The following is a 25,077-nucleotide window of genomic DNA, read 5'->3' as shown; positions in this document are numbered from 1 at the left end:
AACTTCCTAAACCTTATAATTAAGATTAGGATTAACTTCTAAAAAAATAAAATAAATCAAATAAGGTAAACCTCATCTAGCTTGTAAATAGGCTTTACAACCAGAGGTGGTGAATAATCTAAAAAAGTAACATCTTGTTTGGTTTCATCACCAAACAATGATAGATAAGCGGTTACAAAAGAAGTAAAAAATACTTTTTGATGGATACTCAAAGCTGTGTTTTGAGTCTGAATTTCTGTTTGTGAATCTTTGGTGATTTTTACATCGGAACAACAAGTTTTTTTAGATACTTGTGTAATTCCATCAGATTTGTGAGTATCAGCACAACATGTTTTTACGTTTTGTAAAACAGTAACATCAGATATTTTTTCTCCACAAAAATGCATGGTAAGTGTAACCGATACTGTAGAAAAAACTACAATAAGGGCTAAAACAACGGCCATGTATTTGTGAAAACTGTTTTTCATGATATTGCAAAGTTATGAAATTTTGTGGTTGGTATTACAAAGGTGATGTTTTGAAATAAAATTCTGTTAACTATATCAATCTTCTTTATCTCCTTTTAAAAATTTCTCTTTTCTATATAATTTTAACCTTGTTTTAACAGTTGTTTTATACTTGGTCTTTGGAAATTTCTTCATAAAATCATCATATAATTTTATATCAAAATCTTTATAATATCTATCTTTTACGTAAATTAAATAAAAGTGAGCATCCTCATTTTTATCATTTTCTTTTATTGCTTTTTGAAAAGATTTAATAGCTTCTGGATACTTTTGTTGTTGACATTGAACATATCCCAATCTTAAATATTTTTTATCGAGAGGTACTTTCAAAACTGAAATAGCTTCTTCTATAAAATTTTCTGCATTTATATAATCTTCTTCTTGTTCATATAACAGTCCTAATCCATATAAATTATCAGCATTTTTTTCTTCAAACTTTAAAGCCAATAATATATGCTTAATAGCCAAAGGTAATTGATTAGTATTCTGATAACAAGAACTTAATTTTTCGTGAATAAACTGATTGGACTCATTTAACGCTATTAATTTTTGAAACCATTTAATGGCTTCTGAATATTCTTTATGATGATAATAATTCTGAGCTTTTAAATTAATAAGAGCGACGTTGTTTGAATATGATTTTAACCCAACATTTATATAATAGTTTACAGAATCATAATGCCTTTTAATTAACTGATTTTTTGCCAATTTAAAAATTGATTTTTGATGCGTACTATCTAGTTTAAAGACCTTATAAAACTTATTTAAAGCCAGTTTGTTTTTTTTATGTTCTAAAACAATACCTAATTCATAATGATAATTAGGATTACTATCATCTAGTTCTATAAGTTCATTAAATACTTTTAGAGCTTCCTCATATTTTTTTGTTCTAGAAAGTAATTTCCCATATTTATATTTAACTAAAATATTATTTGGGGTTGATGTTATGCCTTTTTTATAATATTCTAAAGCCAACTCATAATTTCCAATTCCCAAATATGCTTCCGCTATTTTCTCATCAACATCTTCTAAATTATTGTTTTTATAAACTTCAATTGCTTTTGAATAATTACCTAATAAAAACAAACTATCTCCATATGTAACATTGGTAGATTGACAATGTATTTTACTTATAAACATTAATAAAACGAATAAACTTATTAATCTCTTTTTCATTACATTTTTTTCTAATTCAAAACAAAGCCCAAACAGACGTTTGGGCTTTGTTTCTTCTTCTTCATAGCATAGTTTAAGTTTTAAACTATTTTTTTTCTTCTGTTTTAGCATCAACTTTAAACACAAGCGGTAAAGAGAATAACATACTCACTTTTTCTCCATCGTGCGTAGCAGGTTCCATTTGTGGCAAACTTTCTAAAACTCTTTCAAATTCCTCTTTTAGATCTGGATTAACTGATCTTACTTTAATATCTGTAACATTTCCATTAACATCGACCTTAAACATACCCGCCATTCTTTGCACACCTGTAAGTCCTAATTCTTCAGCCAATCCGATGTCAAAGTTTTGAGATATATATTTAGACACTTTATCACTAAAACATTTTTTTAAATCTTCGGCATCTTCACAACCTGGAAAAACTGCTGGATTTTGTACAGCTGCAAAAGGTACTCCTTCTATTAACATATCTCTTTTTGCTGTTTCTGAAATATTTTCCTTAACAAATACTTTACCATCCTTTAGCTCTAATACTTGTTCTTCTACTTCTTTCTCATTTTGCTGACAAGAAGTGTAAAATAACATTCCCATCAGTACAGGAATAATAAATGCATACTTTAACCTTGCGGTAGATTTTGATTCTTTTTTTGTAATCATAGCGATTCTTTTTTTAATGATTGATTTTTTATAAAATGTATTGACAAACGACAATTTTGGAACATTTAATAATTGCGTTAAGATGTTTTTACAATACTCTTGTTTCCCTGATTTTTGTATCATTTGGTTGTCTACAATAAATTCGTGCAAAGACTGTATTTCTTTTTGATATTGATATACCAAAGGGTTAAACCAACACACAATTCTTTGAATTTCAAAAAACAATAAATCTACACTGTGTTTTTGTTTTACGTGTATTAGTTCGTGTGCTAGTATAATTTCTCTTTCTTCTCCTTTTAGTTGATCTCCCATAAAAATCCAATTGAAAAACGAAAAAGCAGATTGACTATTTTTTATAGTAACAAGACGAACCTCTTCACTTTTTGTTACCAGTTCGTTTTTGGAAAGTTTTATCAACTTCCATAATTTTACTGTAAAAATCACCAACATAACTGTACTTCCTAGTAAAAGAAGATACCACCAGTCCCAAGAAAACGAATTGGTATTTGTATTATTCACCAAGTTTTGTGTAGTATCCCCAATAAAAACAGTAGGTAACATATTTATGGTATTGATAGGTAAAGAAGTGGTTCTAAAAGCATCAAACTTTACAAACGGCAATACATAAGACAATACTGATGTTCCTAACAAATAAATTCTGTTGTAGTTAAAAAATGTTTCGTTTTTAAACATATAATACAAGGCTAAAAACAACATTTGAAACATGATAATTTCTAAAATGTAAATCATAACTCTTCTTTTTTATCGTTCATTTCTTTCAGTAGAGATTCTATATCCGATAGATCTACATCATTTTTATCTACAAAAAAAGAGACCAAACTTTTAAAAGAACCTTGAAAATAATTATTCACCAACTGATTGATGGACTGATTACTATATTCATTCTTTTCTAACAACGGAAAATATAAATGAGTTTTTCCTTTTTTTTCATAATCTACATAGCCTTTATTTTCTAAAATTCGAACAATGGTAGAAACTGTATTATATGCAGGTTTTGGATCGGGGAATTCTTTAATCAGTGCTTTTACACTAGATTTTTTTAAACGCCAGAGAATTTGCATAATGTCTTCTTCTGCTTTGGTAAGTGTTTTCATAAGATTAATTTTTTCACTAATATAAACTAAAAACTTAGTTCAAACTAAATAATTAGTTAAAAATATTTTAAAGAAAATTAATTATAGTCTTAAACCCTAGTAAATTAACAGGGTTTTAAATCATTTTATTTTTATAAAAAAATAGAGAAATCTATATTATTCCTCCCTTTATTTTACCAATTCTCCTACTTTACCTCTTACTTGTTTTGTTTATATTTGTTTGCTCCCCATAAACAAACAGGAAAATCCCATCCTATTAAACATATCATACATTATTTAAAAAGCATGAAAATTAAATATCTCTTTTTATCATTTTTGTTTCTTTTAACACCTTTTCATAAATCTGTAGCACAAATTTCTGTGGTTGGTAAAGGATGGTCTCAAAACTCTGTAAATGCTACTGTATTTAGAAAAAACTCAGTAATTTCTCATAAAAAACATCAATATGTAGCTTATTATGATGCAGAAGGTTTTTTGACCTTGGCAAAAAGAAAACAAAAATCTAATAAGTGGGAAGTTCATACGACTCAATACAAAGGAAATGTATTGGATGCTCATTGTAGCATTAGTCTTACGGTAGATGGTAAAGGATATTTACATGTTTCTTGGGGACATCATAACAACAAATTATTGTATGCAACATCTATCAAACCAAATAGTTTAGAACTTTCTGAACAACAAAGCATGATTGGCGAAAATGAGAATTTTGTTACCTATCCTGAGTTTTATAAATTTCCTAATGGGGATTTGTTTTTCTTATATAGAGATGGTGGTTCTGGTCACGGAAATTTAGTCATTAATAGATATCACACCAAAGAAGGAAATTGGACAAGAGTACATTCTTCTTTAATTGATGGAGAAGACAAACGTAATGCATATTGGCAAGCAACTTTAGATAGTCAAGGAACTTTTCATATTTCTTGGGTGTGGAGAGAAACTTGGGATGTGTCGTCAAACCACGATATGTGTTATGCAAAAACCAATGATTTTGGAAAGACTTGGGAAAAATCAGATGGAACAAAATACAATTTACCAATTACTAAAGCATCAGCAGAATATGTTTCTATTATTCCTCAAAAAAGTACTTTAATCAACCAAACTTCCATGTATGCTGATGCAAATGGAAATCCATACATAGCTACTTATTTTACTAAAAAAGGAGAAACAGTTCCTCAATTCTTTTTAATCTACAAAAGTAAAGAAGGGTGGAAAACTACAGCCATGACCAACCGTAAAACACCTTTTACTTTAGGTGGTGGTGGAACAAAAAAAATTCCTATTTCTAGACCTCAAGTAATTGTGAATAACAAAAAAGAAAAAACAAAAGTCATGCTTATTTATCGTGATATTGAATACGATAATAAAGCAGTATTAACTTATAACACTAATGATGAATTAACCACTTGGGAAACCAAAACCATTACTAATAATTCTTTAGATAGTTGGGAGCCTAGTTATGATACGGAACTTTGGAGAACTAAGAAAAAATTGAATTTATACGTACAAAAAGTAGGGCAAGGTGATGGAGAAACTTTACAAAACATGCCTGCTCAAAACGTTGAAATACATCAAATTAAAACACCTAAATAAAGCATGAAAAAATTATTTATTCTAATAGTATTCCCGTTCACATTATTTGCACAATCTAAAAAAGTAGACTCTGTCAAAGTTTTTTATTTAGGAGGTCAATCCAACATGGATGGCTACGGATACAACAAAGACTTGCCTAAATCTTTATCCAAGGAATTTAAAGATATATGGATTTTTCATGGAAATCCAACCAAAGATGAAAGAACAGATGGAGGAAAAGGAATTTGGTCTCCTTTAACCTCTGGGCATGGTAGAGGTTTTTCTTCTGATGGAAAAGAAAACAAATTATCAGATCGTTTTGGAATAGAATTATCTTTTGCTAAAAAATTACAAGAATTGTATCCTAATCAAAAAATTGCATTGATTAAATATTCTAGAGGAGGAACTTCTATAGATACGTTGGGAAATCGAACTGGAAACTGGGATCATAATTTCCGTGGTAAAACAGGAAAAAATCAATATGATTACTTTTTAGAAACTGTTAAAAATGCTTATGCTCAAACGGACATTGATGGTGATGGTATTAGAGATGTTTTAGTACCTAGCGGAATTATTTGGATGCAAGGAGAAAGCGATGCTCCTAGCGAAGAGATTGCACTAAGATATTACGATCACTTATCAACTTTAATGAACTTAATAAGAGCTGCTTTTAGAGTAGATGACTTACCAGTAGTAATTGGAAAAATATCAGACTCTTGGAACAACAAACAAGGTAAAGTCTGGAAATATGGAGAACTAGTCCAAGCAGCACAGGAAAAATTTGTCTTAAAAGACAAAAAAGCAGCCATTGTTAGGGAAACACGATATTATAAATACTCAGATCCTTATCATTATAACAGTGAAGGCTATATAGATTTAGGAAATAAATTTGCCGAAGCGCTAGAGCGTTTAAAATAATTTGAATAAAATATCTACAAAAAACACAAGTACACAAAATGCTTGTGTTTTTTTGTACTAGTGTTAAGCTGCCTTTTCACATCTTGCTTTTCTATATAATTGTTTATTTTCGTACAAAATTTATATCCCTAACCCCAATGAAATTAAAACACATCTTATTAGTAGCTATTGCTATAGCTTCGTTTTCTTGCAAACCTGTTAAACAGAATAGCCCATTATTAAGTAATATTACGCAAACTTATATTGCAGTTCCGCCAGTTACTAACAACTCCCATTCTGCAACTATAGAAGAAGTGAGTCCTAATCATTTAATGGCAGCTTGGTTTGGAGGAACCTATGAAGGAGCTAAAGATGTTGGTATCTACTCCTCTAATTTTATCAATCAAAAATGGTCTAAACCAAAATGTATTGTCAAACCTTTGGTGAAAGATAACGACACGCTACCTTGTTGGAATCCGGTATTATTTAAAAGTAAAAGCAATGTTTTGTATCTGTTCTATAAAGTTGGTAAAAACCCTAGAGAATGGTTTGGTGCTATGATTAGTTCTAAAAATAATGGACAAACTTGGAGTAAAACTACCTATTTGCCTGACGGATTTCTAGGACCTATTAAAAACAAACCTATAGAAGTTACTCCGGGAGTTATTTTATGTGGTAGCAGTACAGAAAGCACTACTGATGATGATTGGAGAGTGCATGTAGAAACTTATGCGGAAGCTACCAAAACTTGGAAAAAAATAGCCGTTAATAACAAAGCTAATTTTAATGTGATTCAACCCACTTTTTTAATACATGCGGATGATAATATCCAAATGCTTTGCAGAAGTAAACATGATAAACTTATTAATTCTTGGTCTAAAGATTACGGACAAACATGGTCTGAAATGGATAGTATTAATGTAGTAAACTCTAATTCTGGAATTGATGGGATTGCTTTAAGCAAAAATTTCTTTTTACTAGTAAACAATCCTTTACCAAGAGGTGCTGATTGGTTTAATGGACGTAATGTACTAGATGTTGAATATTCTAAAGATGGATTAAACTGGAAAAAATTATTGGATTTAGAGCATCAAACAGAAGGAGAATTTAGTTATCCAGCCATCATTCAAACTACAGATAAAAAAATTCACATCTTATATACTTACAACAGAAAATACATCAAACACGTTTCTTTTGATATCTATCACTAAAAATTACGACTGAGTACGTAAAAATAAAATTTTATGAGTCTACATCATTTACAAAACATCACCTCTTCTTTAAGCAACACATCTAAAATGCCTGTACTTTTTTTAGGACATGGAAGTCCAATGAATGCTATTGAAGAAAATGAGTTTGTAGCCTCTTTTAGAAAATTAGGTAAAGAATTGCCTACACCCAATGCTATTTTATGTATTTCTGCCCATTGGGAAACCAAAGGAACTTTTGTAACAGCAATGCAACATCCTCCAACAATTCATGATTTTGGTGGATTTCCAAAAGCTTTATTTGATGTGCAATATCCAGCTCCAGGTAGTCCTGAATTGGCTGTGGAAACCAAAAAATTAGTCACCCAAACAGAAGTTGGTTTAGATGAAAAATGGGGACTAGATCATGGAGCCTGGAGTGTTATCAAACACTTATATCCAAAAGCCGATATTCCTGTCATTCAAATGAGCATTGATTATTCTAAACCCGCTCAATATCACTATGAGTTGGCCAAAGAAATTCAACAACTTAGACACAAAGGAGTACTGATCGTAGGAAGCGGAAATATGGTGCACAACCTAAGGAGAATTGCTTGGGATAAAATGAATACAGGATCGTATGGATTTGATTGGGCGATTGAAGCCAACGAAAAAATGAAAGATTTTATTTTGAATGACAATCATAAAGACCTCATCCATTTTAACAAACAAGGAAGCGCTTTTAATATGTCCATCCCTACACCAGAGCATTATTTGCCTTTAATTTATACTTTAGCTTTAAAAGACAAAAATGAAGAAATTTCAATTTTTAACGATCAATATGTTGGGGGTTCTCTTTCTATGACTTCCATTAAAATAGCTTAAAATAAAAACCCCATTCTACTTTGTAGAATGGGGTTTTTATTTTATATATAAGTTTTTTACTCTTCTGAACGTAAACTTACTTTCCCAGTTTTTAACCCTTTTCCTGTTACTGTTAATTCTATATTTCCAGCTTCTTTTTCAGATTGTACCAACACGACTAATTTTCCACCAAATAATTTCATGGTTGGTAAGTGAAATTGCTCTAAAGAAGTAGCATCTCCATTACAAGCCGCTCTGTAAGTTCCTTTTCCTGTTACTTTAAACTTTAATTGATGAGTGACTGTTGGACAAGGAATTCCATTTTTATCAACCACAGAAACTGTAACAAAAGACAAGTCTTTTCCATTGGCTTTAATGGTTTTTCTATCAGGATTCAAAACTAATTTATATGGTTTTCCTGCAGTTTTAATTTCCTTTTGAGCTACTGCTTTTCCATCTTTATCAAATGCAACAACCTTTACGATTCCTGGTTCGTACTTAACATCCATCCACATCAGACGATATCTATTTTGCGGAGTATTCTTATTTTTTTTCTGAACGCCCATACTTTTTCCATTGATAAAAAGTTCAGCACTATCGTAATTTGTATATACAAAAACTGGTGTTACTTCTCCTTCTCTACCTTCCCAATTCCAATGAGGTAAAATATGTAATGTTTCAGCATCTTTATTCCAACGACTTCTATATAAGTAATATCTATCTTTTGGTAATCCTGCCAAATCATTAATTCCAAAATAAGAACTACGTGATGGCCAACTGGTATCATACGGAGTTGGTTCTCCTAAATAATCAAAACCTGTCCAAACAAACTCTCCAATTACCCAGTCTTTATCATCTTGTAATACAAAATCTTCATCAGGAACATTAGACCAACTACAAGCTTCTAAATCATAAGAAGAAGATTGAAAATCATCATACTGAACATTTTTTCCTTGCTTTACAGGAAACTTATAAATTCCTCTAGAACTAACAGTTGATGCTGTTTCTGATCCTAAAATAAATCCTTGTGGGAATCTCTTATTTGCTTCTTCGTATAAATGAACTCTGTAGTTCAATCCTGGTATATCTAACAACGCTCCAAAACCAGATTTCATTACAGAATTCACCTGATCCATTCCTACTGTTACAGGTCTTGTTGGGTCTTCTCTATGAAAAATTTTTTGTAACCATTTTGCACGTTTCACTCCTGCTTCTCCATGCTGATCTGGTACTTCATTTCCTGAACTCCACATGACAATACTTGGGTGATTTTTAGTAGCTGCAACCAAGTTTACAATATCTTTTTCTGCATATTCATCAAAAAATCGGTGATAACCATTTTTTACCTTTGCTTTAGCCCATTCATCAAAACTTTCTGCTAAAAATAAAAATCCCATTTCATCACACAACTCCAATTGTTCAAAAGACGGCATGTTGTGAGAACTACGAATGGCATTACAGCCCATTTCTTTTAAAATAGTTAACTGACGTCTTAACGCTGCTTTATTAATAGCTGTTCCAATAGGTCCTAAATCATGATGTAGACAAACTCCTTTAAACTTAGTCACTTTTCCGTTTAAACTAAATCCTTTATTGGCTTCGTATTTAATTTCTCTAATTCCAAAACGAGTAGTTATCTCATCTTTCAACTCATTATTTACATACAACTTGGTAACTGCTTTGTACAAATAAGGATGCTCTGGACTCCATAAATTTGGATTGTCAACTTTTATATTTTGATCAAATTCATTTCCAAACTCCAAGGTTGTTTTGTTTGATGAAATCTCTTTACCATCAGCATCTAAAATAGTTGTAACCAAAGCCCCGTTTGTAACAGATACTTTTGTTTTTATATTTACCTTAGCTTCTTCTTTGCTAACCTTTGGAGTGGTAATGTATGTTCCCCATTGGTTAATACTCTCTTTATTTTTAGTAATTAAACTTACTTTTCTGTACAAACCAGCTCCAGGATACCAACGAGAAGCAAACTCTTTATTACTTAATTTTACCGCTAAAGTATTCTCTCCTTTTTTAAGAAACTTAGAAATATCAAAATAAAAGTAGCTATAACCATAAGCCCATTCACCAATTTTTTCTCCATTTAAATACACTTGTGGTTCACTCATGGCACCTTCAAAAAGAAGAATTGTTTTTTTAGCTAAATCAGCTTCAGAAATAGTAAACTTATTTCTGTACCAAGCAGTTCCAACATGTGGCAAAGCTCCTGTTCTTCCTGTTTTTTCAGTCGCTTCTTTTTCGCCATTTTGTACAATGGCTACTGTTTGTTTATCAACTTCTTTATCAAAAGGCCCATAAATTGCCCAATCGTGAGGAACGGTTACGGTTTCCCATTTTGAATCGTTATATGATTCTTGTTGAGCATTCTCAACATCTCCTTTTTGAAACTTCCAATTAATATCTAACTCTTTAACCGTTCTAACTTGGGAAAAAGAAACTTGTGAAAGAATAAGAAATAATGTGAATAGGAAAGATTTAAACTTTGTCATTCTTAATTCTTCTTTATTATATTTAGTAATTATTTAGAACCGTTGTAAAACTGCATTCCTAAAGTTGCTTTGTTATTATTATCAAATAAAGTTGCATTGTCCCAATGAGAACCTCTACCCCATTGCGTTTTACAATTTGTAGAAACCCATGCTGGTTCCCAATAAACAACTCCAGATCCTCCGGCTTTTACCACAACTTCTTTCAGTTTATTTAAATAATCTAATTGACCTTGTTGTGTTGCTGCATAGCCATTTATTAATGCATTAGCATCTAATATATTATTAGCGGCATCATTATTATTTAGGCTAAAAGGATATGCTGTTTCTACAATCATTAATTTTTTCTTATAAGTATCTATCAACGATTTTAAAGGTGTTTCCACATTGTCTAAAGTATATTCTGACCAAATTGGATAATATGACAAACCAATCCAATCATAATCAGTAATTCCGCTAGCTGTTGCTTCTTTAAACCACCACAAACCATTTTCAGGTTGAGCAATATGCAACATTATTTCAATCTTCGCATCCTGCACTGTCGAAACATCTCTTACAGCTTTTATTCCTTGATTAATTAAATAAGCATTACGATCCCAATCTATAGGCCAAACCAACTCATCTCCTTGCAAAATCATAGGATTGGTTTCATTACCAACCTGTACCATTTCTGGCAATAATTCTTCTGCTGCTAAATTATTTAAGGTTTCATAAGTATAATCATACAGTAACTTTCCTAAAGCTACTTTGTTATTCATTTGAATTTCCCAAGCAGCTGGAATTTTTTGTTTTTCAGGATCTGTCCAAGAATCTGAATAATGGAAATCTAACAACACATTCATTCCTAACTCTTTGGCTCTAGATATTGTTTTTTTTACATCTTCATAATTAGAATAATTAGTCCAAGTTGGATTGTGCCACAAACGAACACGTACCAAATTGGTTCCTGCATTGCTAAAAATTTTAAAAGGGTCTTGAGTAATTCCTCTATCATTTTTATAAACAGCACCACAATCTTCCATTTCATTTACATACGATAAATCTGCTCCGTAATAAAAAGCAGCTTCATCGGTATCTGGAGTAATTACTTCTTTATCTTGTTCCTCTTCTGCAATAGAAGTTGAACTTTGACAAGAACCTAAATGGAAACAAGCTAAGATTAAAAAAGTACTAAAATAAAATTTCATAAATATTTTCATTTGGCTATTATTCTAAAGTAATGGTTTTATCAACAGCATTTACTGTTAACGTATAGGTTCCTGGAGTTCCAACAAAAACAAAGTTTCCATCTCCTTCACCTTCGTCTTCAAAAGCAGCATCAATGGTAAAGTTTTGATCTGCATAATAAGAATAGTTTAAACCTGAGTTCCAATCATCAAAAGCTGTAAAAAATCTAAATTTTTCATTAGCCAAAGCAATACTTGCAGACCAAACATCTGGAGTAGATTCAATAAACTCAACTGTATTTGCAGCATCAAAAGACCAACCTCCTGGAACAGCTCCACCAACTGTCCATAAAGAATTAGAAGGTGTTAACACAATTGTTTTATTAACATTGTCTATAGTTAATGTATAAATACCTGGAGTTCCTATAAACTTAAAGTTTGCATCATCTTGAGCATCTTCTAAATTGGCATCAATAGTATACCCTTCACCTTCGTAATAAGAATATTTTAAATCTGAAGCCCAGTCTCCTGATTCTTGAAAAAATCTAAAGTTTTCATTAATAAAAGATGCTTTTAATTGTAATACATCACCATCACACACCATTTCTCCTGCAGGAACAAAGTTCCATCCAATATTATCTAAACCTGCTCCAACAGCATAAAGAGAAGGACACCCTCCATCATTAGCAACTGTTTCTATCCATTCAATATTAATAGGCTGTACCTCAGACATCACTTCATTTGTTCCTGTTGACCCCATACTTGCTTTTACTTTAAGGTACACCACTCCTGTATTATTTGGTGTTCCATCTGTATTGGTTGTTGTAGGATCATCATCTAAACCTAAATCTTTTGCAAATGACAACAATTGATCTACTGTAATTCCGTAATTGGTTTCACTAGTGGTTCCTATAATTTTATATGGATCGGCATCTACATCAATAGCTGCTAAAAGTTCGTATGAAATATTTGTTGAAACTCCAAAATCTGCTGCACTCCAAATAATTCTATCAGCAATATTTTCTTTGGTTGCGTTAGACAATAAATATTTTGCTGCAAACGAACTTGTAAAAGAAATTCCTTCTGTACTAGGTTGTGCTACAAAAATAGGTGAACTGTCGTCTGAGCAAGCGTTTAATCCTACTAATGAAATAAATGCTATAAATATGATGATTAATTTTTTCATTGTATATATTTTTAGTGTTTGTCTTTTTTATTTTAATATCCTGTGTTTTGTGTAAGATTTGGATTGGCAGCTACACTCGCCTTTGGTAATGGAAAAACCTTACGGAAATTACCTATGGCAATTCCACTTACCACACTTCCTTTCCAAGACCAGTTATAAGAACCTCCTGTATATTTTCCGAAACGGATTAAGTCTTGTCTTCTATGTGCTTCTCCATATAATTCAACCATACGTTCATTTAAAATCAAGTCTAAATCAACATCGTTTTCTGTAACCATAAATGGATTGTTAGCTCTTGATCTTAATAAATTGATATAATCTTTAGCGGTAGATAATGTTCCTCCTGAACCTCCTCTAACAACAGCTTCTGCATACATTAAATAAACATCAGCAAGTCTAAACATAGGAAAATCAGTATCTACTATTTCGGTAGCAGAACCATTAGCTCCTGTAGATGTTTTGTTAGACCATTTTGCGGTAACATATCCTGTTCCATAATCATACATATCAGTCATTTCAATAGTTCTATCGTCACTTAAAATGGTATTTCTATCATCGGTATCATAAGTACCATTTAACATGGTTTCAGAGAATTGTTTGGTTACTCTTAATCCACCAGCCCATCCTGCTACACCAAAATCAGCTCCGTTTTGTTCTATAGATCCTACTTGTGCATTGACCATGACCGTAGTAGGTCCATAATTTTGAGTCACAACTCCATCGGAAACAATAGGGAAAATAATTTCGTTTCTTGCAGAATTGCTATGGTTGTCTGCATTAAAATTATTAGCATATACAGGTGATAAAATATAACCTGATGCAATAATATTATTACAATAAGTTAAACATTCATCGTACTTATTTTCTCCAATAAACACCTCTGCATTTAAATAAATTTTAGCTAACAACATCCAAGCAGCAGCTTTGTCTACTCTTGCATATTCATTTTGTAAAGGATCTGCTAATTCTGGTAAAATAGTATTGATTTCAGACTCCACAAAGGCAAACAATTCAGCACGATTGTATTGTGGAGATTGGTACGCTCCTACAGGGTCATTTTCTGTTACAAAACCTGCTTTACCAAACAAATCCATTAAATGATAGTAAGCCAAAGCTCTCAAAAAACGAGCTTCTGCTCTAAATGTTTGTACTTCGGCACGAGTATTATCACTTACTCCTCTGCTGTTTAATTTGTCATTGGTAGTTTGTCTTAAATATTCATTAACAAAAGCTACTTGAGTCATACATCTTCCGTAAAACCCTCTAATAACAACATTGTCTGCTGTCCATGTATTTCTATTTAATCCTCTTAAACCACCATCATTTTCCCATGACCATTTTACCTCATCTGTGGTTAATTCTTGTAAATTCCAAAATGCTCTACCGTATTGACTTGTACCTGCATCTAAACCTGAAATATTTGAATCTCCTGGTCCATTTGCACCTGTTAAGGCCAAGTTTCCATATACTCCAGCCAAACCTTGCTTATAAGATTCTGGGGTAGCGTAAAAATCATCGACCAAAAAAGCATTAGGATCATTTACCTCAATATCTAAATCGTTTGTACAACCTACAAGAATTAATACAGTACCTAATATGTATATTACTTTATGTGTTAATTTATTTTTCATACTGTTATGTTTTAAAATCTAACGTTAGCTCCTATTAAAAATGTTCTTGGTCTAGGAGTTATTGAATTATCTATACCGTTTCCAAACACTTCAGGATCTACTCCTGAATATCCTGAAATAGTAAATACATTTTGTACACTAGCAGACAAACGAACCGAAGAACTTTGACTAAAAATTTTGTTAAACGTATATCCTAAACTCAAATTATCCATTTTTAAGAAAGAAGCATCTTCTATATAATAATCTGACAACAACACTGTTTCCGAAGATTGGAAGTTTGTATCTAATACTGATGTTGGTAAGTTTGACACTACCGAACTATTTCTTAATGCTCCGTATTGTGCTCTGGTTGCATTGGCTCCATTATAATTATAGTTTCCTAAACTTGCTCTTAAATTAAAAGATAAATCGATGTTTTTATAACTAAAATTAGAAGCAAACCCCATGGTTACTGTTGGCATACCATTGTGATGGATGTACAAATCTGATTCATTAATAATATTGTCTCCATTCAAATCGGCATAAGCTCCTTCTATAGGGTTTCCACTCGTGTCATAAATTTGCTTGTATACGTAATATGAAAATGGTGTATATCCTACTCTATGAACCTGAACCGTAGCTCCATCACCTGCACCTGCTCCTGTATTTCCAACCAGTTGATCTTGATCTAAAGCTAAATTTTTAATTTCAGTTTTGATAAATGTGGTATTAAAGTTTGCATACCAATTAAAACCATCTCTATTCTTAAAAATATCTCCTCCTATAGAAAACTCAATTCCTTTTGATGTAAAATTCCCTATATTTTGAAATCCTGAATTACTAAAGTTAGAACCATCAGAAATAGCTGCATTGGCTAACAAATCTTTAGACTCCTTATAAAAACCTTCTATAGCTCCTGTAAACCTGTCGTTTAACAATCCATAATCAAAACCAGCATTATAGGTTGTAGTTTCTTCCCATTTTAGATTTTCATTTCTAAAGTTTGGAATTCCAATAGAAGTTACATTGTTTCCAAATATATATTGAGAGGTTGATAATCCTTTGGTGTATTTAGATAAAAACAAATCTAAGTTATCTTGTCCTATGTCTTGTTGACCTGTAATACCCCAACCCAATCTTAATTTTAAAGTTGATAAAGTCTCTGCTTCTGGAAACAAATCTTCTTTAAGTTTCCATGCAAAAGCTGCTGCTGGAAAATTACCCCAACGATTGTTTTTACTAAAACGTGAGGTTCCATCTCTACGATAAGAAAGTGTAAACAAATATTTATCGTAAAAAGAAAGGTTTGTTCTTCCAAAAAAACCAATCAATACTAAATCTGGTGTAACACTTGTTACCGGCTCGCTGTCTACTCCATCATCTAGCAATTCATTAGTTACATAACTTTCACTGGTGAATTTTTGATAAGAATATCCTGCTGTAGCCTCAAAATTAAATTCATCATATTCTTTTATATAAGACAAGTAACCGTCTAATAAATGATTGCTTTTATCATTTGTATATTCTGAATATGAACCAACAATACGTCCGTCTGCTTGAAACAAAGGATTTTGATCAGACACTCTTGTGAATCCTTCGGCAGTACTTACATCTAACCCTAAATTTAAAACAGCTGAAAGTTCTGGAATGGCATGAAAATTATAGTCTAATTTAACATTACCATATAATCTTTTTACTTCACTTCTACTGTTTCTTTGTAGTAATTCTGCTACAGGGTTTAACGGAGCTCTTTCTACCAAATCACTACTATTAATTACTCCATTATTATCATCATTATAATATTGGAAATAACCACCAAAGGGAGAGTTCTCATCATATACCGGTTGTGTAGGGTCAAAAGTTAATGCATTTCCTTGTTGACCAGAGGCGAATCTGTTTTTTTCTAAAGACACGTTTGCGTTTACACTAACTTTTAAATGTCTGTCAAAAAAATCTGGATTTACAGTTACAGACCCCGTGTTACGTTCGTAACCAGAAGTTAACATCAATCCGTTTTGTAAACTTCTACCTAAAGAAGCTCTAGTAGGGATTCTATCAAACAACATTCCGTTTACCGATAAGTTGGTGTTTGCAGAAACACTTGTTCTGTAAATTTCATCTTGCCAATCTGTATTTGCAGTTCCTAAAGAAGCTAACAAACTAGGGTCTTGTTGAGCTACAATTTCTCTAAACTCATCGGCACTAAAAACATCAACCTTATTTGCTAGTGTGTGCACACTCATGCTCATATCTAAATTGGCAGAAAAAGTTCTTGTTCCTTTTTTTAGAGTAATGATAATAACTCCGTTTGAAGCTCTTGATCCATAAATGGCTGTTGCAGAAGCATCTTTTAACACAGAAAACGAATCGATATCATTTGGGTTTATGGTACTTAAAATAGACCTAGAACCTCCAATAGTATTGTTATCTATTGGCATACCATTAATTACAATTAAAGGATCATTAGAAGCTCCCAAAGATGCTCCTCCACGAATTCTAATGGTTGAACCCGAACCAGGTTCTCCTCCTGTATTAATAGACAAACCTGCCACACGACCTGTTAGCATATTTTCTGGAGTTACAATATTTCCTTTGTTAAAATCTTTAGACGTTACTGCTGTTACAGAACCTGTAGCATCTTTTATAGTAGTACTACCGTATCCTATAATTACCACTTCATCTAAAGCTTGAGTATCTTTCTTTAACTGAATGCTTAAAACATTATTTTGCACGACCGATTCTGTTACTTGATATCCTAAATAGGAAAACACCAATACATCGTTTTTATTAACTTTAATATTGTAGTTTCCATCAAAATCTGTAGTGGTTCCAGAGTTTGCGTTTTTAATCATAATGTTTACTCCTAATAATGGAGTACCATCAGTAGCATCTGTAACCGTTCCAGATACATTTAATTGTTGACTAAAAGATGTTATAGAAAAACATATCAAAAGCAACATAAAAAGTAGCTGTTTTAAGCTGGCTGGATGCCTTTTTTCTCGAGAGAAATTCATCATAAATAGTTTTATTAAAAAGTTAAATGTAATTAAGACCTCTTTATCTCATCAAAACACAACGACAAAGACTTGGTAATAATTAACATGTGCAAGTACCTTATTTTATTGACTTTTTAGGTGGGTCAATTTCATTAAGTAAGGGTAAGTTTTTCGTTATTCTCTAAAAAACACTCCTGATTTTATGGATGTTATAGATTATACGATAAAAAAATTAGATTTTCACTAAAAACCAAGTGATTTATGATTTTAAAAACTCTGAAGGGTTTTTATTAAACTTTTGCTTAAAGAGTTTACTAAAATATTTTCTATCAGAGTAGCCAACTTTGTAACAAGCATCGGAAACAGAATAACCTAAGTCTTTTATTAATTGTTTGGCTATGGATAATCTATAATCTCTAATAAACTCTACATAACTAAGTCCAGTTAATGCCTTAATTTTTTTGTACATCACGGAATGACTCATTCCTAATTCTTTAGCAATGACTTCTGCTTTTAAATTATTAGCTTCTAAATTGGGCTCTATACTCTTATATAATTTTTCTAAAAACAATTGATCTGGAGAACTAATGGCTAATTCTTTTGGATTTAAAAAGTTATCATTAATAAATTTTTCTCTTAATAGTTTTCTATTATTAAGTAGGTTAGAAATTCTTGTTTTTAGTAACTCTTCTTCATAAGGTTTTGCTATATATTCATCGGCACCAGTATCAAAACCTTCCATTCTATTTTTTACAGAAGTTCTTGCTGTTAATAAAATAATAGGAATATGACTTGTAAATGTGTTTAGTTTTAATTTTTTAACAAATTCAAGTCCATCCATTACAGGCATCATTACATCACTAATAATAATGTCTGGAAAATTTTTAGTGGCTATTTTTAACCCTTCTTCTCCATTAAACGCCTGTAAAATAGTATAATCTTTACTTAAAATTTCATGTAAAGAATCCTGAATTCCCTTATTGTCTTCTACAATTAAAATAACTTCTTTTGCTTGAGCTTTTTTTGATGTTTTTTTCTTTAATTCTTTAATTGCTTCTGTTTCTTGTGGTATAATAGTGTTGTTTTCTTCTATCTGATTTTCATCAAAATGATGTTTGTCTTTTAAAATTTTTACTTCAAAAAAGCTTCCTTTATTTTTCTCGCTTTTAACATTGATGTTTCCTTTGTGTAAATCCACAATTTCTTTGGTAATAGATAATCCCAAACCAAAACCGAGTTTTTCATCGGTACTATTGTTATTTACTTGATAAAATCTATTAAAAATTTTAGACAAATGAGATTTGGTCATACCAATTCCCGAATCTTTTACTATTAAATAAACCTCGTTTTCGTTATTCTCAATACTCACACTAATAGTTCCACCGTTTTTAGTAAACTTAAAAGCATTGGTTAACAGATTATAGATTACTTTTTCAAACTGATTTTTATCAAACCACAAATCTACTTTGGGAATTTCTGAGTGAAATGTATAGGTAATGTTTCTGTCTGAAGCAATTTCTGAAAACGATAAAAAGATTTCTTTACAATAAGACACAAATTCTCCTTGACTAACTCTTAAATTAATTTCATTAGTCTCAAATTTTCTAATATCCAACAATTCATTTACCAACTGTAATAAAACATTACTGTTTTTTCTAATGGTATGTGCCGATTTTATTTGTTTGCTTTCTAGTAACTCTCCTTTGTCAAATAACCTGTTAATAGAGCTTAAAATTAAAGTTACTGGGGTTCTAATTTCGTGAGATATGTTGGTAAAAAACTGTTGTTTTAAATTGTAAAGTTCTTTGTCTTTTTCGTGCGTTAATTTTTCAAATTCTAAGTTAGCTTTCATTCTTTCCCAAGCAATGGTGTACTTTCTAAACAAATAGAACAAAAACATAAATATGAGGGCATAGATTACAAAAGCCCACCATTTTAACCAAAAAGGTTTTAGAACAACAACATTTACTGAGGTATAATCATTCCCCCATTCGCTACCAACTTCTTTGCTTTTTACTTTAAAAACATAATCACCGGGAGATAAGTTGGTGTAAGTTACAGTTCTATCTTTTCCTATAAATCGCCAATCTATATCAAAATCTTCCATTTTTATAGCATATTCACAAGTATTGGAAAACGGAAATTTTAAAGCAGAAAATTCAAATGTTAATACGTTTTGATTGTGTTTTAAGACTATTTCATCTTCAAAAACAATATTCTTTTTTAAAATTTGATTCTCCCCAATTTTAACCTCTTTATTAAACAACTTAAAGTTTGTTATTTTAACCTTTGGTTTTATAGATACTGTATTTACTTTTTGAGGATTTACTTTTAAAACACCATTCATCCCTCCAAAATATAGCATCCCCTCTTCATCTTTATAAACGGAATTTATATGATACTCTCCCGACAAACTAGAGAAGGAATTAAAACTGTTGGTTGTATAGCTATAATTTAAAATTCCTTCTCTTGTGCTAAACCAAATATTTTGATGATTATCTTCTATAATTCCGGTAATGGTTAAATATTTAATTTCATCAAAATGTTCAAAACGTTCTACTTTTTTGGTTTTTAAATTCATTCTATTAATTCCCTCACCAAAAGTTCCTATCCATAAATAACCTTTTGAATCTTTATAAATAGAAAAAATATTATTACTAGCAATAGTGGTACTGTCTTGTTCTTTATACGTATAATATTTAAACTGCTTGGTAGTTTTATTAAAAACATTTAACCCACCACCAAAAGTAGCCATCCATATTTCCTGATTTTCTACTTCTAAATCGACTACATTATTATTATTTACACCTGTATTGTCCTTAGCATTTTCTTTATAACTAGTAAACTGCTTGGTTTTATTGTTAAAATAATTAACACCTCCACCCCAAGTAGCAATCCATAAATTGTGTTTTTCATCTTCAACAATGTCTCTTACATCGTTAAAACTAATAGCGTTTTCATTGTTATATTGATGTTTGTATTGAATTGTTTTATTCTCTTGTTCATCAAATTTTATCAACCCATTAGAAAATGTACCCAACCAAATATCTCCGTTACTGGTTTCTACAATTTTTTGAATATACCTAGCCTTAATAGATTGATAATTATTTTTTTTATTAAAATACTTAACCTTTTTATGATGAAGATTATAAACAGTTAAACCTTCTCCATCTAATCCTAAGTAAAGTTTTTCATCATTTTTATAAAGCGATAAAACAGGAGATGGATTTGCTCCAACAATATCACTAAATAAAATTTCGTTGGTATTGTTTCTATCTAGAATACTAATACCATTCCATGCAGTACCAAACCAAATATTGGCCTGATCGTCTTCCATAATTTCGTAAATAGCATTTCCAGACAAAGATGATTCTAATTGAGAATTATATAAATAATTATGAACAATAGGCTCTTTTCCATTTGGATATTGAATTTCAAAAACTCCATTACCATCAGTTCCAATCCACAAATTGTCTTTACTATCTTTTTTAATAGAACGAACAATTTTAACATCCTGCTTAACGGATAAGTTTTCTTTAAAAAAATCTGAAAATTTTAAAGTTGCTAAATCTACTAACAACAAACCACTTCCGTTAGTTCCTATTAAAATTTTATCTGGATTTAAAGCTGAAATGGTGTAAATAAAATCAGAAACTTGTGTTTTTTTGGGAACAATTTGTTTAAACTTTTCTTCTGATATATCAAAAATAAAAAGACCATTCCCAAAAGTTCCTGTCCATATATTTCCATTTTTATCTTCATAAATAGAAGTAATACTATTGCTCTTTTTACTTTGATTGATATTTAATTGATTAGAGTAAGAAGTAAATGTCATAGAATCTGGTTCTAATTTACAAAGCCCTTTATCTGTACCTAACCATATGTTTCCTTTAGAATCTTCTATTGCAGAACTTATTCTATTTGATAATAATTGATTGTTATTACTTACCTTATAAACTTCAATAGAATCTTTTTTAGCATTATAGTAATTTAAACCACCTCCTAAAGTGGTAATCCAAAGTCTATTTTTTTTATCAACCAATAAGTCTGATATATCATTAGAGTTTAGGTTGCTATTTATTTTATTGTAAACTTTAATATCTAATCCATCATACCTATTTAATCCATTTCTTGTTCCAATCCAAACAAAGCCGTCTTTACCCATATCCATACAAATAATTCCACCATTTGATAAACCGTTGGTTTGGTTTATTTTTTTAAACATTATTTGTGATTGGGAAAAACAAAATGTAATTCCTAAAAAAAATGAAATAATAAAGTTTACAAATACTTTCAAAGTAGTATGCATGTATATGTTAGTTAAACAACAAGATATTGTATTTTTTAAGCATAAAAAAACCTGTACTAATTAAAGAACAGGTTTTGTATGTGTTAAAAACAAATTTTAGACTATGGTTACACTATTCTTATTAATGGTTACTGTTTTTGATAGTCTTTTTTGTTCTTCTCCTCCTGGAATAAAACAACAACCAGCTTTGTCTACCGTATATAAAATTTGTAAATGTATAATTTCTTCATTGTCTATTTCTTTTTGACTATAAATTGCTACATCTACATTGTCTATATTAGGCCAACCACCTTCGGTAACAAACTCACTCACCTTAATTTGATGAATGTTTTTTTGTACCAATTGTTTTATTTCTTGTTTGTTATGCATTAGTTTACAAAATGATATAAGAAAACAATATCAGCATCTAAAGCCGTTTTTCTTTCTCCTTCAATTTCGATATTAATAGAAAGTACAGCTTTAGAAATACCTCTTAAATTATCTATTGATTTTAACTTAGTTCTTAATCTAACTTTGGCATCAACAGGTACAGGTTTATTAAACTTTAATTTTTCTATTCCGTAATTTACCAACATTTTACTGTTGTTTACTTCAATAATTTGCTCCCATAAATATGGCATTAAAGACAAAGTTAAATATCCGTGAGCTATAGGAGTACCAAAAGGACCTTCTTTTGCTTTTTCTGCATCACAATGTATCCATTGATGGTCTAAAGTTGCATCTGCAAACTGATTAATTCTCTCTTGTGGAATTGCTAAATATTCTGAAATTCCAATTTCTTTCCCCTCATAAGCTTTAAAGTCTTCAAAGCTATTGATAATTACTTTTGCCATTAATTAAGTTTATTATAGTATGAAACTCAAATTTACGTATTTCTATGATTTAAACCTCTAATCCTCTAATAAATTATGAATCCAAGCATATTGTAACAATATTAATGTTTTAGCATCATTAAACTCATTATTTTCTATCGCTTTTTTTACTTCTGCAAACCCCATTTCAAAAACAATAATATCTTCTTGTTCATCATTCAGTCCACCACCTTCGGCAACTTTCATACTTTCATCATATTCTGCTACAAACATGTGGGTAATTTCTGTGACCGCCCCAGGAGTCATAAAGCAATCTCTTACTTTTTTAACTTTGGGAACTCTATAACCTGTCTCCTCCTCTATCTCTCTAATAATACATGTTTCAGGATCATCTTTATCTAACATCCCAGCAGGAACCTCTGTAACAATTCCTGAAGCCACTCCATTTATATAAGCCGGCATTCTAAACTGTTTGGTAAGCAATACCTTTTTTGCTTGTTTATTATACATAAAAACAGCAGCCCCATCTCCTTTGTCGTAAACTTCTCTTACTTGCTCTTCTGTTCTTCCGTCTGTACTAGTATATTGATATGAAAACAATTTTAAAGGCTTCCATTTATTCGATAATACCTTTTCTTTAATTTCTGATATTTTCATTTTCTATAATTTTAAATACTCATCATACAAAGCTTGTAACAATGCTTTAAGAACCTCTTCTTTATTTTTATCATAAAACGTTTCCTCTGGTTGATACACCGTCTTTTTTGTTTCATGATTATAAAATACATTTTCGTTTTGACTTACCAAACCATAAGCATCATTAAATACATAAAAACCGAAACCTTTTGTATTCGGGTTGAATAGATTTTTACTCCACTGATATTCTTTAGCATCTAAACCTAATTGATGTAATACTGTTGATGAAATATCTAACTGACTGGCATATTTTGAATTTTGAATTCCTCTATACTCTTCTTTAATAACGTCTCCAAAAAACAATAATGGAATTCTATTTTTATTAGCTACAAAGTTTTCCCAATGGTTTGGAGTTGGGTGACTATGGTCTGCTGTAATCACAAACAAAGTATTCTTGTACCAAGGTTTGGTAGCTGCTACTCTAAAAAATTCTTTTAAAGCCTTATCTGTATAATGTCCTGAATTGATGTATTGTTGATATCCACCCCCAAATTTAAAAACATCTTTCATAGGATAATCAAATGGAGAATGGGTACTTAAGGTAAAAGATGCCATCATAAAAGGAGGTTTCATTTTATCAATTTCTTGAATTTTTCTCTCAAACAAATATTCATCTGCAACTCCTAATTTTCCAGTAGGAATATCACCCGAAAAATCTTCTCCTTTAATTAAATGATCAAAATGACAATTAAAAATATAGTCTAAAACTTTTCCATGCTTTAAATCTCCGCCGAAAATATATCCTGTTTCATATCCAAGCTTTTTAATGTCTTTTACAAAATTGGGCAAATTGGTAAACTTATCTCTTTGGGTGGCAACATTTACGGTTGGCAAGGCAGGAAAACCACTAAAAATGCTAATCATTCCAACATGAGATCTTAATCCTGGAGAAACTACATTTTTAAAATTATATCCATTTTTAATTATAGAGTCTAAGGTTGGGGTTACTTTTTTATACCCTCCGTTTGCAGCAATCAAATCTGATGAAAAACCCTCTAAAATAATATAAACAATATTGGGTTTTGAGTTTTTTAAAATTGAGATTGTTGTATCTTTTTTTACCTCATATAAATTAGAAATTCTCTTATTTAATTCTTCTTTGGTAAAAAAATGATACGGATTTTTATCTCCTACTTTTATATTAGACTCTACACTCCTTGCTAAATTAAACGTTGAATTAATAGCGGCAGCATTGGCAAAATCATTTTCAGAAAAATAAGCATCACTTTGATCAATAGGTGTAATTCCCGTACCTCTTAATCCTAAGAAAACAACTCCTCCTGCCAACAAGAAAAAAGGAACAGGAAGCATATAACTTTGTTTTACATGGATGTTTTTAGGAACTATTTTTTGATATAAATAATAAGACAAAACCAACATCAATAGAAACAAAACAGCACCGGAAATTAACAAACCATTGGTTGATGTCCTTACTACTTCATCAACATCTTTTAAATAGGTAAGTGCTTTGTAATTAATTTTGGTATTCCATTCTTTATAAATTCCGATATCTCCAATCATGATCATAGCATTAATCAATGTAAAAATCATTACTAATGTTTTTACTATATAATGAGTAGCTTTATTTGGATACAAGAAATGAAGACTCAACAATAAAGTAGGAATAATTAAAATATAACATGCCATCACTGTATCTACCCTCCAAGCATACACAAAAGAAAGAATGGCTTCTTTAAAAGAAATATCAAAACTATTTAAGTTGTAAACAATAAATACAATTCTGGAAATCGCATAAATAGCCAAAAAGTATAAATAGTTTTTAAATAAATATTTTAGTGAATTTATCATAGCATAAAAAAAGCTCAAAG

The 25,077-nt window shown here is 30.8% G+C and carries 18 protein-coding genes; 4 read left to right on the top strand and 14 right to left on the bottom strand.

Features of this window, described 5'->3' with window-relative positions; all coding sequences use genetic code 11:
* Positions 1-56: 56 nt before the first annotated feature.
* The 4 genes from BUB70_RS07135 to BUB70_RS07120 all read right to left on the bottom strand — a co-directional run bounded on the left by BUB70_RS07135 (position 57) and on the right by BUB70_RS07120 (position 3,452).
* Positions 57-467, bottom strand: a complete 411-nt coding sequence (locus tag BUB70_RS07135; RefSeq protein ID WP_073119959.1) for an HYC_CC_PP family protein — start codon at positions 465-467, stop codon at positions 57-59.
* A gap of 75 nt (positions 468-542) precedes the next feature.
* On the bottom strand, positions 543-1,682 hold the full coding sequence (locus BUB70_RS07130; protein ID WP_073120890.1) for a tetratricopeptide repeat protein: 1,140 nt from the start codon (positions 1,680-1,682) through the stop codon (positions 543-545).
* 85 nt (positions 1,683-1,767) lie between these two features.
* Entirely contained in the window at positions 1,768-3,087 is a 1,320-nt protein-coding gene (locus tag BUB70_RS07125; RefSeq protein WP_073119955.1) for a M56 family metallopeptidase, read from the bottom strand.
* Entirely contained in the window at positions 3,084-3,452 is a 369-nt protein-coding gene (locus BUB70_RS07120; RefSeq protein WP_073119952.1) for a BlaI/MecI/CopY family transcriptional regulator, read from the bottom strand. The genes BUB70_RS07125 and BUB70_RS07120 overlap by 4 nt, the downstream gene beginning before the upstream one ends.
* A gap of 285 nt (positions 3,453-3,737) precedes the next feature.
* Here BUB70_RS07120 and BUB70_RS07115 point away from each other — a divergent pair, with 285 nt between their 5' ends.
* The 4 genes from BUB70_RS07115 to ygiD all read left to right on the top strand — a co-directional run bounded on the left by BUB70_RS07115 (position 3,738) and on the right by ygiD (position 7,990).
* A complete protein-coding gene (locus BUB70_RS07115) occupies positions 3,738-5,042 on the top strand; it encodes a BNR repeat-containing protein (RefSeq protein WP_073120888.1) in 1,305 nt (434 codons plus the stop codon).
* A 3-nt stretch (positions 5,043-5,045) separates the two neighbouring features.
* A complete protein-coding gene (locus BUB70_RS07110; protein ID WP_073119949.1) occupies positions 5,046-5,939 on the top strand; it encodes a sialate O-acetylesterase in 894 nt (297 codons plus the stop codon).
* Between the two features lie 137 nt (positions 5,940-6,076).
* Positions 6,077-7,129, top strand: coding sequence for a sialidase family protein (locus BUB70_RS07105; RefSeq protein WP_073119946.1), 1,053 nt, complete (start codon positions 6,077-6,079; stop codon positions 7,127-7,129).
* Positions 7,130-7,162: 33 nt separating this feature from the next.
* Positions 7,163-7,990, top strand: a complete 828-nt coding sequence (gene ygiD, locus BUB70_RS07100) for a 4,5-DOPA-extradiol-dioxygenase (RefSeq protein ID WP_073119942.1) — start codon at positions 7,163-7,165, stop codon at positions 7,988-7,990.
* Between the two features lie 56 nt (positions 7,991-8,046).
* Here ygiD and BUB70_RS07095 read toward each other — a convergent pair whose 3' ends face one another.
* From BUB70_RS07095 to BUB70_RS07050, 10 genes are all read right to left on the bottom strand, one after another.
* A complete protein-coding gene (locus BUB70_RS07095; protein ID WP_073119939.1) occupies positions 8,047-10,476 on the bottom strand; it encodes a DUF4982 domain-containing protein in 2,430 nt (809 codons plus the stop codon).
* A gap of 29 nt (positions 10,477-10,505) precedes the next feature.
* Positions 10,506-11,660 carry a glycoside hydrolase family 53 protein gene (locus BUB70_RS07090; protein WP_229742982.1) on the bottom strand — a complete coding sequence of 385 codons (1,155 nt, stop codon included), beginning with the start codon at positions 11,658-11,660 and terminating at the stop codon, positions 10,506-10,508.
* A gap of 19 nt (positions 11,661-11,679) precedes the next feature.
* Positions 11,680-12,825: a SusE domain-containing protein gene (locus BUB70_RS07085; protein ID WP_073119933.1), complete on the bottom strand. Its 1,146-nt coding sequence runs from the start codon at positions 12,823-12,825 to the stop codon at positions 11,680-11,682.
* A gap of 32 nt (positions 12,826-12,857) precedes the next feature.
* Entirely contained in the window at positions 12,858-14,456 is a 1,599-nt protein-coding gene (locus BUB70_RS07080; protein ID WP_073119930.1) for a RagB/SusD family nutrient uptake outer membrane protein, read from the bottom strand.
* Positions 14,457-14,467: 11 nt separating this feature from the next.
* Positions 14,468-17,395, bottom strand: a complete 2,928-nt coding sequence (locus tag BUB70_RS07075) for a SusC/RagA family TonB-linked outer membrane protein (RefSeq protein ID WP_229742983.1) — start codon at positions 17,393-17,395, stop codon at positions 14,468-14,470.
* A 295-nt stretch (positions 17,396-17,690) separates the two neighbouring features.
* Entirely contained in the window at positions 17,691-21,656 is a 3,966-nt protein-coding gene (locus tag BUB70_RS07070; protein ID WP_073119924.1) for a hybrid sensor histidine kinase/response regulator transcription factor, read from the bottom strand.
* A gap of 180 nt (positions 21,657-21,836) precedes the next feature.
* Positions 21,837-22,109, bottom strand: a complete 273-nt coding sequence (locus BUB70_RS07065; protein WP_073119921.1) for a hypothetical protein — start codon at positions 22,107-22,109, stop codon at positions 21,837-21,839.
* On the bottom strand, positions 22,109-22,573 hold the full coding sequence (locus BUB70_RS07060) for a MaoC family dehydratase (protein ID WP_073119918.1): 465 nt from the start codon (positions 22,571-22,573) through the stop codon (positions 22,109-22,111). Before BUB70_RS07060 ends, BUB70_RS07065 begins: the two co-directional genes overlap by 1 nt.
* A 57-nt stretch (positions 22,574-22,630) precedes the next feature.
* On the bottom strand, positions 22,631-23,209 hold the full coding sequence (locus tag BUB70_RS07055; protein WP_073119915.1) for an NUDIX domain-containing protein: 579 nt from the start codon (positions 23,207-23,209) through the stop codon (positions 22,631-22,633).
* A gap of 3 nt (positions 23,210-23,212) precedes the next feature.
* Positions 23,213-25,057 carry an LTA synthase family protein gene (locus BUB70_RS07050; RefSeq protein WP_073119913.1) on the bottom strand — a complete coding sequence of 615 codons (1,845 nt, stop codon included), beginning with the start codon at positions 25,055-25,057 and terminating at the stop codon, positions 23,213-23,215.
* Positions 25,058-25,077: the final 20 nt, after the last annotated feature.

The sequence above is a fragment of the Wenyingzhuangia marina genome, assembly GCF_900130035.1.
Taxonomy (GTDB): Bacteria; Bacteroidota; Bacteroidia; order Flavobacteriales; family Flavobacteriaceae; genus Wenyingzhuangia; species Wenyingzhuangia marina.
The sequence above is the reverse complement of the archived record's forward strand: the minus strand, read 5'-3'. Positions and strand labels throughout refer to the sequence as shown.